The organism is Roseovarius salis (genome assembly GCF_044472985.1).
Taxonomy (GTDB): Bacteria; Pseudomonadota; Alphaproteobacteria; order Rhodobacterales; family Rhodobacteraceae; genus Roseovarius; species Roseovarius salis.
On record NZ_JBISDG010000006.1, the window covers coordinates 77,681 to 91,784 of the forward strand.

The 14,104-nt window shown below is 65.5% G+C and carries 15 protein-coding genes; 11 read left to right on the forward strand and 4 right to left on the reverse strand.

Annotation, left to right across the window (positions count from 1 at the left end):
• Position 1 precedes the first annotated feature (1 nt).
• The 6 genes from paaA to ACH13J_RS03720 are packed head-to-tail and all read left to right on the forward strand — an operon-like array spanning position 2 to position 4,484.
• Complete coding sequence (paaA, locus tag ACH13J_RS03695) at positions 2 to 1,006, forward strand: 1,2-phenylacetyl-CoA epoxidase subunit PaaA (RefSeq protein ID WP_397541963.1); 1,005 nt, start codon at positions 2 to 4, stop codon at positions 1,004 to 1,006.
• Between the two features lie 22 nt (positions 1,007 to 1,028).
• On the forward strand, positions 1,029 to 1,367 hold the full coding sequence (gene paaB, locus ACH13J_RS03700) for a 1,2-phenylacetyl-CoA epoxidase subunit PaaB (protein WP_397541964.1): 339 nt from the start codon (positions 1,029 to 1,031) through the stop codon (positions 1,365 to 1,367).
• The gene (gene paaC / locus ACH13J_RS03705; protein ID WP_397541965.1) at positions 1,367 to 2,137 is read left to right on the forward strand and encodes a 1,2-phenylacetyl-CoA epoxidase subunit PaaC; all 771 of its coding nucleotides are present in this window, start codon (positions 1,367 to 1,369) and stop codon (positions 2,135 to 2,137) included. Before paaB ends, paaC begins: the two co-directional genes overlap by 1 nt.
• A 17-nt stretch (positions 2,138 to 2,154) precedes the next feature.
• Positions 2,155 to 2,616 carry a 1,2-phenylacetyl-CoA epoxidase subunit PaaD gene (gene paaD, locus ACH13J_RS03710; RefSeq protein WP_397541966.1) on the forward strand — a complete coding sequence of 154 codons (462 nt, stop codon included), beginning with the start codon at positions 2,155 to 2,157 and terminating at the stop codon, positions 2,614 to 2,616.
• 13 nt (positions 2,617 to 2,629) lie between these two features.
• On the forward strand, positions 2,630 to 3,706 hold the full coding sequence (locus ACH13J_RS03715; protein WP_397541967.1) for a 2Fe-2S iron-sulfur cluster-binding protein: 1,077 nt from the start codon (positions 2,630 to 2,632) through the stop codon (positions 3,704 to 3,706).
• 13 nt (positions 3,707 to 3,719) lie between these two features.
• Positions 3,720 to 4,484 carry a Phenylacetic acid catabolic protein gene (locus ACH13J_RS03720; RefSeq protein WP_397541968.1) on the forward strand — a complete coding sequence of 255 codons (765 nt, stop codon included), beginning with the start codon at positions 3,720 to 3,722 and terminating at the stop codon, positions 4,482 to 4,484.
• Positions 4,485 to 4,619: 135 nt separating this feature from the next.
• On the opposite strand, the gene ACH13J_RS03725 is transcribed toward ACH13J_RS03720, so the two are convergent.
• The 4 genes from ACH13J_RS03725 to paaG are packed head-to-tail and all read right to left on the reverse strand — an operon-like array spanning position 4,620 to position 7,785.
• The gene (locus ACH13J_RS03725; protein WP_397541969.1) at positions 4,620 to 5,216 is read right to left on the reverse strand and encodes a TetR family transcriptional regulator; all 597 of its coding nucleotides are present in this window, start codon (positions 5,214 to 5,216) and stop codon (positions 4,620 to 4,622) included.
• A gap of 3 nt (positions 5,217 to 5,219) precedes the next feature.
• Complete coding sequence (gene paaK, locus ACH13J_RS03730) at positions 5,220 to 6,530, reverse strand: phenylacetate--CoA ligase PaaK (RefSeq protein WP_397541970.1); 1,311 nt, start codon at positions 6,528 to 6,530, stop codon at positions 5,220 to 5,222.
• A 32-nt stretch (positions 6,531 to 6,562) separates the two neighbouring features.
• Positions 6,563 to 6,997 carry a hydroxyphenylacetyl-CoA thioesterase PaaI gene (paaI, locus tag ACH13J_RS03735; RefSeq protein WP_397541971.1) on the reverse strand — a complete coding sequence of 145 codons (435 nt, stop codon included), beginning with the start codon at positions 6,995 to 6,997 and terminating at the stop codon, positions 6,563 to 6,565.
• Between the two features lie 2 nt (positions 6,998 to 6,999).
• Complete coding sequence (gene paaG, locus ACH13J_RS03740; RefSeq protein WP_397541972.1) at positions 7,000 to 7,785, reverse strand: 2-(1,2-epoxy-1,2-dihydrophenyl)acetyl-CoA isomerase PaaG; 786 nt, start codon at positions 7,783 to 7,785, stop codon at positions 7,000 to 7,002.
• A gap of 102 nt (positions 7,786 to 7,887) precedes the next feature.
• Between paaG and ACH13J_RS03745 the strand changes: the two genes are divergently transcribed.
• The 5 genes from ACH13J_RS03745 to ACH13J_RS03765 all read left to right on the forward strand — a co-directional run bounded on the left by ACH13J_RS03745 (position 7,888) and on the right by ACH13J_RS03765 (position 14,103).
• The gene (locus ACH13J_RS03745; protein WP_397541973.1) at positions 7,888 to 9,912 is read left to right on the forward strand and encodes a 3-hydroxyacyl-CoA dehydrogenase NAD-binding domain-containing protein; all 2,025 of its coding nucleotides are present in this window, start codon (positions 7,888 to 7,890) and stop codon (positions 9,910 to 9,912) included.
• A 35-nt stretch (positions 9,913 to 9,947) separates the two neighbouring features.
• Positions 9,948 to 10,970 carry a TRAP transporter substrate-binding protein gene (locus ACH13J_RS03750; RefSeq protein WP_397541974.1) on the forward strand — a complete coding sequence of 341 codons (1,023 nt, stop codon included), beginning with the start codon at positions 9,948 to 9,950 and terminating at the stop codon, positions 10,968 to 10,970.
• An 81-nt stretch (positions 10,971 to 11,051) separates the two neighbouring features.
• Entirely contained in the window at positions 11,052 to 11,558 is a 507-nt protein-coding gene (locus tag ACH13J_RS03755) for a TRAP transporter small permease subunit (protein ID WP_397541975.1), read from the forward strand.
• Positions 11,555 to 12,907 (forward strand): TRAP transporter large permease subunit, encoded by a 1,353-nt coding sequence (locus ACH13J_RS03760; RefSeq protein ID WP_397541976.1) that lies wholly within the window; start codon positions 11,555 to 11,557, stop codon positions 12,905 to 12,907. Before ACH13J_RS03755 ends, ACH13J_RS03760 begins: the two co-directional genes overlap by 4 nt.
• Complete coding sequence (locus tag ACH13J_RS03765; RefSeq protein WP_397541977.1) at positions 12,904 to 14,103, forward strand: cytochrome P450; 1,200 nt, start codon at positions 12,904 to 12,906, stop codon at positions 14,101 to 14,103. The genes ACH13J_RS03760 and ACH13J_RS03765 overlap by 4 nt, the downstream gene beginning before the upstream one ends.
• The last annotated feature ends 1 nt before the right edge of the window (position 14,104 follow it).

Here is a 14,104-nt window from a genome sequence, read left to right on the forward strand (position 1 = left end):
GATGTATGCGCAAATGGTCAAGAGCTCTGGAAAGGGCGTCAAATCCCGCGAGGAAATGTCCGAGCAGGAACGGGCGTTCCAGGACAGGATCGACGCGGATATAAAGATCGAGCCGCGCGACTGGATGCCCGAGGAATACCGCAAGACGCTGGTACGCCAGATCGGCCAGCACGCCCATTCCGAAATCGTGGGCCAGCTGCCCGAGGGCAACTGGATCACCCGCGCGCCCACGCTGGAGCGCAAGATGATCCTGCTGGCCAAGGTCCAGGACGAGGCGGGGCACGGCCTCTACCTCTACTGCGCGGCCGAAACGCTCGGCGTCAGCCGGGATGAGCTGACCGAGGATCTGCTGTCGGGCCGGATGAAGTATTCCTCGATCTTCAACTACCCCACGCTGAACTGGGCGGATATCGGCGCGGTCGGCTGGCTGGTCGACGGCGCGGCGATCATGAACCAGGTACCGCTGCAGCGCACATCCTACGGCCCCTATTCCCGCGCGATGATCCGCATCTGCAAGGAGGAGTCGTTCCACCAGCGGCAGGGCTACGACATCATGATGAAGATGGCGCAGGGCAGCGAGGCGCAGCGCCGCATGGCGCAGGATGCGCTCAACCGGTTCTGGTATCCCTCGCTGATGATGTTCGGTCCCTCCGACAAGGACAGCGTGCATTCCGCGCAGTCCATGGCTTGGAAGATCAAGATCAACACCAACGACGAGCTGCGCCAGAAGTTCGTCGACCAGACTGTGCCACAGGCGGAATATCTCGGGCTGTCCATCCCGGACCCCGACCTGAAATGGAACGAGCAAACCGGCCACTACGATTTCACCGAGCCCGACTGGAAGGAATTCTTCGACGTCATCAAGGGCAACGGTCCCTGCAATACCGAGCGGATGAACGCCCGCAACCGGGCATGGGAAGAGGGCGCATGGGTGCGCGAGGGCCTGTTGGCCCATGGCCGCAAGAAGGCCGCCCGCAAGGCCGCCGCCGCCGTCGCCGCCGAGTGACCCGATCCCGAGGAGAGAAAGCATGAGTTCCGTGACCCCGTCCCCGTATCCCGAAACAGGCGCCGGCGAGACACCGGACCGCAAGGAATGGCCGCTTTGGGAAATCTTCATCCGCGGCCAGCACGGGTTGAGCCATCGTCACGTGGGCAGCCTGCACGCGCCCGATGCCGAGATGGCGATCAAGAACGCCCGTGACGTCTATACGCGCCGCAACGAGGGCGTCTCGATCTGGGCGGTGGAATCGCGCCATATCGCGGCCACGGCGCCGGGAGAGAAGGGCCCGCTCTTCGAGCCGTCGGAGAGCAAGGTCTACCGCCACCCGACCTTTTTCGACATTCCCGACGAAGTGGGGCACATGTGATGGCCGAAACGATCGACAGGACCGCGCTGCTGGAGTTCCTGCTGCGCATCGGCGACAATTCCCTGATCCTCGGCCATCGCGTGTCCGAGTGGTGCGGCCACGCGCCGGTACTGGAAGAGGACATCGCGCTGGCCAACACCGCACTCGACCTGATCGGGCAGACACAGCTCTGGCTGGGCTACGCGGCCGAGGTTCAGGGCGAGGGCAAGTCGGCCGATGACCTCGCCTTCCTCCGCGATGCCTGGGATTTCCGCAACGTGCTGCTGGTGGAGTTGCCCAACGGCGATTTCGGCCAGACGATGATGCGTCAGTTCCTTTACGATGCATGGGCGTCGATCATGCTGGCGCGGCTCCAGTCATCCGCCGACAAGCGGGTGCGCGAGATCGCCGAGAAGGCCGCCAAGGAGGTCGCGTATCACGTCGAGCGCTCCTCCGATACCGTGGTGGGGCTGGGCGACGGCACCGAAGAGAGCCACGCGCGCATGCAGGCGGCTCTGGACTATCTCTATCCCTATGTCGGAGAGCTGTTCGAGAGTGACGCGACCGACGCGGCGATGGCCCAAGCCGGCATCGCGCCCGATCCCGCCAGCCTGCGCGCGGAATATGATGCGCTGGTCGGCCGGGTGATGGAGGACGCCACGCTGAAGGTGCCGCAGGGCGCATTCGTGCATCGCGGCGGCCGCAGCGGCGAGATGCACACCGAGCATCTGGGCCATCTTCTGTGCACGATGCAGTGGTTGCAGCGGGCCTATCCCGGCTGCGAGTGGTGACAGGGCAGGGCGGGACAATGGCGCATCCGGACATCGCGCAGGTTTGGGACTGGCTGGGCGAGATTCCCGATCCGGAAATCCCGGCGATCTCGCTGACGGATCTGGGGATCATCCGCGATGTCGCATGGCAGGGCGACAAGCTGGTCGTCACCGTCACGCCCACCTATTCGGGATGCCCAGCAACCTCGCTCATCAACATGGAGATCGAGACGGCCCTGCGCGGACGCGGCATTGAAAAGCTGGAGCTCAGGCGTCAGCTCAGCCCGGCCTGGACGACCGACTGGATGACCGCTGAAGGCCGCGCCAAGCTCGAGGCCTACGGCATCGCGCCCCCCCGGCCCGCAGGCGGACCGGAGCGGTGCCCACGCTGCGGCGGGACCAACCTGGAGAAGCTGAGCCAGTTCGGCTCGACCCCTTGCAAGGCCCAGTGGCGTTGCCGCGACTGCCTTGAGCCCTTCGACTATTTCAAGTGCATCTAGGGAGGAGACCCAAATGCCGCGATTTCACGACCTGGAGGTAACCGACGTCCGCAAGACGATCCGCGACGCGGTGGTCGTGACGCTGCGCCCCCTCAACGGCGCGGCCGAGGAGTTCGATTTCATACAAGGCCAGTACCTGACCTTCCGCCGTGACTTCGACGGCGAGGAGTTGCGCCGCTCGTACTCGATCTGTGCCGGCAAGGATGACGGCGTGCTGCAGGTCGGCATCAAGCGCGTCGAGGGCGGGGCCTTCTCGACATGGGCCAACGAAGACCTCGCCCCGGGTGACATACTTCAGGCCATGCCGCCGATGGGCTCTTTCCACACCGAGCTGAACCCCGATGGCGAAAAACACTACCTGGGCTTTGCCGGCGGGTCCGGCATCACGCCCGTCCTGTCGATCCTCAAGACCGTGCTGGCCCGCGAGCCGAGATCGAGCTTCACCCTCGTCTATGCCAACAAGGGCGTGAACTCGATCATGTTCCGCGAGGAACTCGAGGATCTCAAGAACCTCTATCTCGGCCGGTTCAACGTGATCCACGTGCTGGAAACCGACACCCAGGAGATCGAGCTTTTCACCGGGCTGGTGACGCAGGAAAAGTGCCAGCAGCTCTTCGCCAGCGGGTTCATCGATATCGAAACGGTCGACACCGCCTTCATCTGCGGGCCTGAGCCGATGATGCTGGGCATCGCCGGCGCCCTGCGCGACGCCGGTCTGTCCGACCGCCAGATCAAGTTCGAGCTCTTCGCCTCGGCCCAGCCGGGACGCGCCAGGCGCAAGGCCGTGTCGAAGCAGGCGGCACGGGCGGCCAACCAGACCAGCGTCTCGATAACGCTCGACGGGGCCACGCAGACCGTCGAGATGCCCAAGGACACGGTCATCCTCGATGCTGCGCTCGGGCACACCATGGACGCACCCTTCGCCTGCCGGGCGGGGGTGTGTTCGACCTGCCGCTGCCGCGTGCTCGAAGGCGAGGTCGAGATGGTGACCAACCACGCGCTCGAGGACTACGAGGTCGAGAAGGGCTATGTGCTGTCGTGCCAGTCCTACCCGGTGACCGACAAGGTCGTCGTCGATTACGACCAGTGAGAGAGGCCATGCCATGACCGAAGAGATGACCATCGACGCCTATCTCGCCGGGGGCGGGACGCTGACCAACCCGGCGAATGTCCCGCCGCGCTACCGCGCGGAGCTGCTCAAGCTGATGGCGACCTTCGTGGACAGCGAACTGGCCGGCGCGGCGGGGTTTGCCGACATCATCAATGACGGCCCCGGGATCAAGGAACGCATCGCCGCGGCCCGGATCGTGCTGGAAAAGACCGACAACGCCGACAAGGTGCTGCGCCTCATGGGCGAGTTCGGGGCCGATACCGCGCGCTATGCAAACCACCATCCGTGGACGGCCCGGCTGGAGCGTGACGCAGATATCGGCACGACCCGTACAGAACAGGACATGCGCCTTGCGGTTTTCAACTATCCGCTGCAAGGCTGGGCCGACGCGGTGGTCATGAACCTGCTCATGGGCCGGGCCGTCACGCTCCAGCTGGGCGAGCTCAGCCGCGTGTCCTACCAGCCCCTGGCCGAGGCGTTCCGGGATATCGCTCCCGTCGAGGCCCATCACGTCGAGCTGGCCGAGGAAGGCATCGCGCGGCTGCTGCACGCCGAGGGCGCGGCGCCGCTCCAGGCATCGGTCGCGTACTGGTGGCCAAGGGTGCTCGCGTCTTTCGGCGCGACGGGGTCGCGCAAGTTCGACAGCCTCAGGGCCATGGGCCTGCGCCATGAAACCAACGAGTCGCTGCGGGCCCGGTGGCAAAGCGAGACGCGCGCGCGTCTTGGGGTGCTTGGTCTCGCGGCGCCCGACACGTGACCGTGGCACGCTTCTTCTTGGGAACAGTACCCCGGGGAGTTTGAGGGGCAGCGCCCCTCAAGGCCCGCGCGGCCCGAGCGCGCCCGCATCCCGTGCGCCGAAGGCGCGCCGCTGGATGGCGGCCGGCCGGGGCGCTCAGATCCCTCTGACCCCGTGCAGCGTGAGATCGGCCACGAGGCGGGCATAGGCCTCGCGCGCGGCGTCCCCCGCGCCGGAGTTCCACATGTAATACCAGTTCAGCATGCCGTAGACCGACATCGTCGCCGCCCGCAGCTTCTCGGGGTTGTCCGCCAGGATCTCGGGCGCGCAGTTCTTCAGGATGTCGCTGAGGAACACGACCATGTCGCGCTGATAGCCGCGCAGCACCTTCTGCTGTTGGGACGGCAGGCGCGAGACCCCGTTGACCTGCACCCGGTGTTCGTGGTCCGAGCCCTGGTAGGCGAACAGGATCTCGCGCAGCGTCTTGTGCAGCTGCTGCTCGGGGTCGAGGCCGGTCAGGTCGATGCTGCAGACGCGGTCCCGCAGGTGCCGCAGATACGTCTCCAGGATATCGTACAGGATCGCGTCCTTGCTGTCGTAATAGTGGTAGATGTTGGCCTTTGATATCCCGCATTCGCCGGCGAGCTGGGCCATCGAGGCGCGATCGAACCCCTCGGTCGCGAAAACCTTGGCGGCCGATTGCAGGATCTGCTCGCGCTTCTCGTCGTGGTCCTTGGCGATCGTCCGCGCCACGGCTCAGCCCTTTTCGCGGTTGTCGACCACGCGCTTGGCCTTGCCCTGCGAGCGTTCTATATCGCCGGGGTCGCGCACGTCGATCTCGGTCGAGATGCCCACCACGTCCTTGATGTGCTTGTGCAACATCCGCGCCGCGGCCGTCTTTGACGCCTCGTCGGTGGAATCCGCGGCCGCCTCCACGTGCACGCGCATCGCGTCCATGCGTCCTGCCCGGTAAAGCTCGATCTGGAAATGGTTGGTCAGCCCGCCCGTGGCCAGCACCTGTTCCTCGATCTGCGTGGGGAACACGTTGACGCCGCGCAGGATGATCATGTCGTCGGAGCGTCCCGTGATCTTTTCCATGCGCCGCATGCTGCGCGCGGTGCCCGGCAGCAACCGCGTCAGGTCGCGGGTGCGGTAGCGGATCATCGGCAGGCCCTCCTTGGTGAGGGTCGTAAAGACCAGCTCGCCCATCTCGCCGTCCTCGACGGGCTCGCCCGACTCGGGGTTGATGACCTCGGGAAAGAAGTGGTCTTCCCAGATATGCAGCCCGTCCTTGGTCTCGACGCATTCATTGGCCACGCCGGGCCCCATGATCTCGGACAGCCCGTAGATGTCGACGGCATGCATGTCGAAGGCCTTCTCGACCTCCTCGCGCATGGCATTCGTCCATGGCTCGGCTCCGAAAATCCCTACCTGCAGCGAACTTTCGCGGGGGTCGAGGCCCTGCTTGTGGAACTGTTCGAGGATGTTGAGCATGTAGGACGGCGTGACCATGATCGTGGCAGGCTTGAAATCGTTGATGAGCGTCACCTGCCGCTCGGTCATTCCCCCCGAGACCGGCACCGTCGTGCAGCCCAGCCGTTCGGACCCGTAATGCGCGCCCAGCCCGCCGGTGAACAGCCCGTAGCCATATGCCACGTGCACCACGTCGCCGGGGCGCGTGCCGCTGGCGCGCATCGACCGGGCGACCATGTCGGCCCACATGTCGATATCGTTGCGGGTGTATCCCACGACCGTCGGCTTGCCCGTCGTGCCGGATGACGCATGCACGCGCACGATCTGGTCGCGCGGGACGGCGAACAGGCCGAACGGGTAATTGTCGCGCAGGTCCGTCTTGTAGGTGAACGGGAACCTGGACAGGTCGCTGAGCTGCTTGAGGTCGTCGGGATGGACGCCCGCGGCGTCGAACCGCTCGCGGTACATCGGGACGTTGTCATAGGCGTGGCGCACCGACCACTTGAGACGGTCCAGTTGCAGGCTGCGGATTTCGTCGATCGAGGCGATCTCGATCGGGTCCAGGTCGGATTTCGTCGGGGTCAGGTCTTTCATCGTCTCCTCCTCGCCGGGTCCTCACCGGCAAATCAGTCATCATCCTCGTCGAACAGCCGTCCGCTGATGGCGCGTGACATGCCGCGGAATTCGGCGATCACCGTCCCGTTCCGGTTCGTTACGGTCACGTCGTAGATGCCGTTGCGTCCGTTAAGCGCGACCTCTCGCGCCTTGGCAATCAGCCTGTCGCCCTGTTTGCCCGGCGCGACGTAGCTGACGACGTTGTGCTGGGCCACGGTGGACTGGTTGCGGCTGTTGCAGGCGAAGGCAAAGGCGCTGTCGGCCAGCATGAAGGTGAGCCCGCCATGGCATATGCCATGCCCGTTGCAGTGGTGCGGTTGCACCGTCAGCTCCAGCGTCGCCTCGCCCTCGTCGACATGGGTGATTTCCATGCCCGCCCATTGAGAAGCCCGATCACCCGACCACATGGCGGTGGCGGCCCGCTCGGCGCGTTCCTTGGGTGTCATGCTCATTTCCCCCGGAAGTTCGGCGCGCGCTTCTCGATGAAGGCCGAAACACCCTCGGCGTAGTCGGCGCTTTCGCCACAGGTTTTCATCGCATCTGCCTCAAGCTCGAGATGATCGTCGAGCGTGTTCGCCGCCGCGGATTGGATCGTCTTCTTTGTCATGCCGAGGCCAAGGGTCGGCCCCTCCGCCAGCTTGGCCGTCAGCGCGCGTGCCTCCTCCATCAGTTCGTCGTCCGGCAGCGCCTTCCAGATCAGCCCCCATTCAGCGGCCTGCGCCGCCGTCAGCGGTTCGCCGGTAAAGGCCAGCCCCTTGGCGCGTGCCTCGCCCAGCAGGTGCGGCAGGTGCCAGCTGCCCCCCGTATCGGGGATCAGCCCCACCTTGGCAAAGGACTGGATGAACTTGGCACTTTCGGCGGCCAGAACCATGTCGCATGCCAGCGAGAGGTTCGCGCCCGCCCCCGCCGCCACGCCGTTCACCGCGCAGATCACGGGAAAATCCAGTGACCGGATGAGCCGAACGAGCGGTGCATAGAATGTGCGCACCGTGTCGCCGAGATCGGGCGGGCCGTCCATTCTGGACGGATCGCGGTCAGCCAAGTCTTGCCCGGCGCAGAAACCCCGGCCCGCACCTGTCAGCAGGATCGCCCGCGCACCACCGTCGCGCGCCGATTCCAACGCGGCATAAAGCGCGCGGTGCATCTCGTCGTTGAAACTGTTCAGGCGGTCGGGGCGATTCAGTGTAATCTCGACCCAGTGCCCGCGGCCTTCGGCAAGAATCGTGTCACTCATTGCATGGCTGCCTTCGTGGAATTGCAAATCGATCCTTGCATAAACCGAACGGTTGGTCAATAATTACGGTATGATCGATTCACGAAATCGCAGGATCACGAGATGAGGCAGGAAGATGCGGTTAGGGTTGATCGCGACGGCGACATCGCCCTGGTCACGATCGACAATCCGCCGGTGAACGCCACCTCGCGCGCCGTGCGTGCCGGGCTTGCCCGTGCCGTGCGGGATGTCGCGGGGGCCCGCGTCGCGATCCTGCGTTGTGCCGGTCAGACCTTCATCGCCGGCGGTGACATGACGGAGTTCGACGCCCCGCCGGAGGAGCCGCACCTGCCCGACGTGGTTCAGATGATCGAGGACTCAGATGTGCCGTTCATCGCGGCATTGCACGGAAACGTGCTGGGCGGCGGCCTGGAGGTGGCGCTGGCCTGCGCCTGGCGCATCGCGGCTCCCGGAACGCGTTTCGGCCTGCCGGAGGTCAATGTCGGGCTTATCCCGGGGGCGGGCGGTACGCAGCGACTGCCGCGCCTTGTCGGCATGGAGGCGGCGATCGACATCGCTTGCAGGGGGCGGATGCTCTCGGCGGAGCGGATGCTCGCCCTTGGCGGCATCGACGAGATTGCCGCGGATCCGCAAGCGGCCGCGCGCGCTCTGGCGGCAGATCTGCCGCCGCGTCCCGCCGCGGTTTCCGCCCGATCGGTGCCGTCCTATTCGTCCGAACTGATGGAAGAGGCCCGCGCCGACCTGACCCACAAGAGCCGTGGTCAGCGGTCGCCGCTGGAAAATCTCGCGGCGCTGGGCTGGGCGTCGGAGCCGTTCGAGATTGGCCAACCGCGGGAGCGTAAACGCCATCTGGAGTTGCGGCAGTCGGCCGAAAGCCGGGCCTTGCGGCATGTCTTCTTTGCCGAACGCGCGGCAGGCCGCCCCGCGGCGATCAACGGGGTGGACAAGCGGGATGTCGCCCGGATTGCCGTGGTGGGCGGCGGGCTGATGGGGACGGGCATCGCCGGGGCCGCCTTGATGGCAGGGTTCGAGGTGCGCCTCGTGGAACGCGATGCCCAGGCCGCCGAAGCCGCGCGCACCCGCGTTGTCGAGATCCTCGACGGGGCGGTGAAGCGCGGCAAGATGGATGCCGACGGCCGCGAGCGCGCGACCGCCCGGTTCAGGGCGGACGGAAGCTATGACATCGCCGCGGACGCCGATCTCGCCATCGAGGCGGTTTTCGAGGACGTGGCGGTGAAGCGCGAGGTTTTCCGGCAGCTCGATGCCGCGATGGATACCGACGCGATCCTTGCCACCAACACCTCATACCTCGACCCGCGTGAGATATTCTCCGGCATCGCCAACCCGGCCCGGTGCCTCGGGCTGCATTTCTTCTCTCCGGCCCGCGTGATGAAGCTGGTAGAGGTGATCCGCACCCCCGAGACCGACGCACGAACGCTTGCCACGGGCTTTGCGGTCGCAAAGCGCCTGGGCAAGCAACCGGTGCTGTCGGGGATATGTGACGGCTTCATCGGCAACCGCATCCTCGCCGCGTATCGCCGCGAGGCGGATTACCTGCTGGCGGATGGCGCGCTGCCCTATCAGGTTGATGCCGCGATGCGCGCCTTCGGCATGCCGATGGGACCCTACGAGGCGCAGGACATGGCGGGCCTTCAGATCGCGTGGGCCAACCGCAAGCGTCAGGCCGCCAAGCGGCCCGCGCAGGAACGTTACGTGCCGGTCGCCGACTGGCTGTGCGAGCGCGAGCGCCTTGGCCGCCGCAGCGGGATGGGGTGGTACGATTACGGCGCGGACGGGGTGACGCCGCAGCGCTCCGCCGAGGTGGAGGAGCTGGTTCTGGCCCATTCGCGCGAGCAGGGCATTGCCCGCAGGGAATTCACCGAGACCGAGATAACCGAACGGCTGCTTGCCGTCATGGCCAACGAGGGCGCGCGTATCGTCGAGGAGGGCATCGCCGAGGGGCCCGGCGACGTCGACGTGGTGGAGGTGCACGGATACGGTTTTCCGCGCTGGCGCGGCGGGCCGATGCAGTACGCCAAGGAAATCGGACCGGAAATTGCGCGCCGGACCATGCAGCTCGTCGCCGAGGAGAGCCCGGGCTCCTGGGTCGTTGCGGGCGCCTCGTGACTGTCAATACACGCCATCATCTTAGGGAGGACCAAATGGCACAACGTAACAAACTGACATCGCTGCTGGCGGGGGCCGCGCTCGCGCTTGCGGGCTCCGCGGCATGGGCGGCGGATTACACACTAACCATTTCAAGCTGGGCCCCGCCGACGCACAACATCAACGCCAAGATGTGGCCCAAGTTCACCGAGATGGTCGAAAAAGCCACCGATGGCCGCGTGACCACCGACCTGAAGCTGGGGCTTGCGCCGCCGCCGGCGCAAATGGACCTGATCCAGGACGGTGCGGCCGACCTTTCGATCATCTTCCACGGATACCAGGCGGGCCGGTTCGTCACCACGAAGCTGATCGAGCTGCCCGGCTACGCCGGCAACGCCGAGGAGGCGTCGGTTGCCTACTGGCGCGCCTATGACAGGTACCTGTCCAACGCCAACGAGCACCGCGGCGTCAAGGTCGTGGCGATGCACACGCACGGCCCGGCCCAGCTTCACACCGCCGACAAGGTCACCGAGCTGGACCAGATCTCGGGGCTGAAGCTGCGCGTGCCCGGCGGCGTGGGTGGTGACGTTGGCGAGGCGCTCGACGCCACCGGCATCAAGGTGCCCGCGCCGAAAGTCTATGAAACGCTTGCCTCGGGCGCGGCAGACGGCGTCGTCATGCCGGTCGACTCGCGCCAGGGCTTCAAGCTGACCGAGGTGGCGCCGCACCTGTACGAGATGCCGGGCGGCTTCTATCGCGGCTCGTTCGCCTTCATCATGAACGAGGGATCGTTCCAGCGCCTGCCCGAGGATATCCAGAAGGCGCTCGAGGAAAACGTGTTCGGCGAGCCTATCAGCCGCGAGATCGGCAAGATCTGGGATGCCGGTGACCAGCACAGCCTCGAGCTGACGCGGGAAACCGAAGGCAACACGATCACCGTAGCCTCGGAGGCCGACCAGGCCAAGTTCGAGGAAATCTCGGCAAGCATCATCGACTCGGTGATCAAGGAAGTCGGTGAAACCGGCGTCGACGCGCAGGCCGCCTACGACATGCTGTCCGAGGCGCTCTCGGACGGCTGATCGCCTTGAGAGTCGTTCCCGGCGGCCGCGCGGCCGCCGGGGATGCCGCCCGCCCCATCCCGCGCCCCGGAGGCCAGAGTCATGAGACCGTTCCTGCACGCTGTCCGCAAACTGGACAGGGTTCCGATCCTCGTCGCCTGCGCAGCACTGTTCGCGCTTATGGTCATGACGTTCTTCGACGTGATCCTGCGGTCGAGCTTCAACGCGCCGATCGAGGCCGCGACAGAGCTGACGCGCATTTTCGTGGCGATAATCGTCTTCTCGGTTCTGCCGCACGTGTCGGTGACGAATTACCACATATCCGTGGACCTCACTGACAGCCTGTTCCGGCGCTACCGGCTGGAACGTGTCCGCGACGGGATCATCCTGCTCGCGTCGGGGGTGATGCTGATCTGGCCGACACAGCGGGTCGTCGTGCTGGCCGAGCGCACGCGCAGCTATGGCGACGTGACAGAGTACCTCGCCATTCCCCAATTCTACATCATGTGGTTCATCGCCATCGCGACCGGTATCGCGGCCGCGGCAATGGTGGTGGCGGGGCTGTTGCATTTCCTTGCCCCGCATCTTCTGAGGGATGACGCCCAATGACCGCCGCGCTTATCGGATTTGCCCTGGTTCTCGTTCTCGTCCTTCTGCGGATGCCGATCGTCTTTGCCATGGGGCTGGTCGGCACGTTCGGCTTTGCCTTCGAACGCAGCGGCAGCCTGTTCGACGCCTGGGGCCTCAAGGCCGCCATGTCCATGGTGGGCCGGCAGATCATCGACACGGCCCAGAGCTATGGCTTGTCGGTGGTGCCGCTGTTCATCCTCATGGGGCTGTTCGTCAACAAGGGCGGCATGGCGCGCGAACTCTACGCCGTCTCCAACGCCTTTCTGGGGCACATGCGCGGCGGGATCGCCATGGCCACCGTCGCCGCCTGCGGGGGGTTCTCGGCCATCTGCGGGTCGTCTCTGGCAACGGCCGCCACGATGTCCAAGGTCGCCATGCCGCAGATGCGCCGCTACGGGTATTCAGACGGTCTCTCGACGGCGTCGATCGCCGCGGGCGGCACGCTGGGCATCCTCATTCCGCCATCCGTGATCCTCGTCATTTACGGGCTGCTGACCGAAACATCGATCGGCAAGCTTTTCATGGCCGGCATCATTCCCGGGCTGATGGGCATCCTGTTCTACCTTTTCGCCGTGCGGTACACGGTTTGGCGCAATCCCGCCGCCGGCCCGGCCGGAGACCGCTTTACCTGGACCGAGCGGCTTGGCGCGCTGCGCTCGGTCTGGGCGGTGCTGCTGCTGTTCGTGCTGGTGATCGGCGGGCTTTACGGGATCTTCGATTTCCACCCGATCTACCTGACCTTCTCGCCCACCGAAGCGGCCGGCATGGGGGCGATGGGGGCATTCCTGATCGCGCTTTCGCGCGGGGGACTCACGCTGTCGGATACGCTGGAGGTTCTAAAGGATACCGCGCTGACGGCCTCGGCGCTTTTCTCGGTGCTGATCGGGGCGCAGATCTTTTCGAATTTCGTCAACCTTGCCGGCCTGCCCGACGCGCTCATCGGGATTGTTACCGCCTATGACGTGGCACCCTACACGGTGCTGATGATGATCCTGCTTGTCTATATCCTGCTGGGCTGCGTGTTCGAGTCGCTTTCGATGCTGCTGCTCACGGTGCCGATCTTCTTCCCGCTGGTCACCGAGCTGGGCTATGACCCGATCTGGTTCGGGATCGTCGTCGTGGTCGTCACCGAGATATCGCTGATCACGCCGCCGGTGGGGCTCAATGTCTTTATCCTGAAAGGGGTGGTGGGCGACGTGTCCACGGGCACGATCTTTCGCGGGGTCACGCCGTTCTGGGTGGCCGACATCCTGCGCCTTGCGCTGATCGTCACGGTGCCGTGGCTCGTCCTGGTGCTACCCGACCAGATGGGAGCGATGGGCCATTGACCGATTTCGACCTGACCAATCCGCCCGAGGGGTTCCACGACGATCCCTATCCGGCGTATCGCTGGCTGCTGGAGGCGCGCCCCGTCTGCTGGCAGCCGGACGGGAGCGTGGTACTGTCGCGCTACGCCGATCTCGACACCGTCTATCGCGACACCACGCGCTTCATCTCTGACAAGAAGGAGGTGTTCGCGCCGAAATACGGCACCGACAGCCCGCTTTACGAGCATCACACCACCTCGCTCGTCTTCAACGACCCGCCGTTGCACACGCGGGTGCGCAAGGTGATGGTCGGGGCAATGAACCCGCGGGCGCTGCAGAAGATGGAGCCGGGGCTGATCGCGCTGGTGGACAGCCTGCTTGATGCGATGGAGGGCCGCGAAGAGGTGGAGCTGATCGCCGACTTTGCCGGCGCGATCCCTATCGAGGTTATCGGCAACCTGCTCGACATCCCGCGGGAAGAGCGCGGCCCCCTGCGGGACTGGTCGCTGGCGATCCTTGGCGCGCTGGAGCCGATGCTCTCGGAGGCGGACATGGAGCGCGGCAACCAGGCCGTGCGGGATTTCAAGGACTTCCTGCGCCACATCATCGAGGACAGGGCGCGCAACCCCGGTGATCCGGAAACGGACGTGCTGACCCGCCTGATGCAGAGCGAGGGCGAGGGCCTGTCGGAGGTGGAACTCTACCAGAATTGCATCTTCATCCTGAACGCCGGTCACGAGACGACCACCAACCTGATCGGCAACGCGCTGGCATTGCTGGACGCGCACCGCGAGAAACGGTCGGAACTGCTGGCCAATCCCGCCCTCATTACAACGGCCGTGGATGAATTCCTGCGGATGGAAAGCCCCAACCAGATCGGCAACCGGCTGACAACGCAGGACGTGGAATTCCATGGCGAGACGATCCCGGCGGGGACCGACATCAACCTGATGATCGGCGCGGCCAACCGTGACCCGCGCCAGTTCGAGGCACCCGACGAGATGCGTCTCGATCGCCGCCCCAACAAGCATCACGCCTTTGCCGGCGGGCCGCATACCTGTGTTGGCCTCACGCTGGCACGGATGGAGGGCCGGATCGCGGTGGAGCGGTTCCTCGCGCGTTTCCCCGACTATGCAATCACAAACGGTGCCGAGCGCGGCGGGCGGCTGCGTTTCCGCGGTTTCGCGCGTTTGCCGGCCCGTCTGAACGGAGGATAAC